This window comes from Vibrio sp. 2130-1 (assembly GCF_033339515.1).
Genome location: NZ_JAWOUT010000155.1, coordinates 1 through 833, shown reverse-complemented (window position 1 = coordinate 833; position 833 = coordinate 1). Strand labels below are relative to the sequence as shown.

Here is an 833-nt window from a genome sequence, read left to right as displayed (position 1 = left end):
TTTTTAATAAAAAGCGATGAGAGAGCAAGAATAACAACACGTTTTAGCTTCTTTGGACATTACGAGTTGTTCAAAAAACTAAGGCGACCATTTAGGCCGCCTTAGTAAATTGATTTTATAAAAAACCTTTAAAACCAGCTTGCTACCAGTCGCTTAAACCAATCCATAATACGTTTAAAAATCCCACCTTCTTCCACTGGTTCGAGTGCAACTAGCTCGGTCTCTTTCACGACTTTTCCATCCACTTTGTATAGCAAAGTACCAACTACCTGATCTTGAGCAATTGGCGCAAGTAAATCACCGTTGTATTCCACTTCCGCTTTAAGTTTGTTTACGTCACCTTTAGGCAGAGTGAGATAAACATCGCGGTTCACACCAACTTTTAACTCATCCTTTTGCCCCATCCAAACGCGAGCGTTTGCGATATCAGTTCCTGCGGCCGTTGGCATCAAGGTATCGTAGAATCGAAAACCGTAACTAAGAAGTTGCTTACTTTCTGATTCACGCACACTTTGGCTCTTCGCCCCCATAACAACTGCGATAAGGCGCATGTCGCCATTGGTGGCTGACGTCGCCAAACTGTAACCTGCACCACTGGTATAGCCCGTTTTCATCCCGTCAACGTTCATGCTGCGATCACGAAGTAAACCATTCCGGTTATATTGAGTAATACCGTTGTACGTAAAAGACGTTTCGCTGTACATCGGATAAATATCTGGCAGATCACGAATGATTGCTTGACCCAACTTAGCTATATCATGCGGTGTTGAATACAAACCATCGCTATCTAAACCATGAGGGTTAGTAAATGAGGAATTCGTCAAACCAAGTTG

Annotated in this window: 1 pseudogene; it reads right to left on the bottom strand. The window is 42.7% G+C overall.

From position 1 onward, the window contains the following. Positions 1 to 128: 128 nt before the first annotated feature. Positions 129 to 833, bottom strand: a pseudogene (locus tag R7Q09_RS24850) (D-alanyl-D-alanine carboxypeptidase); the annotation flags it as partial.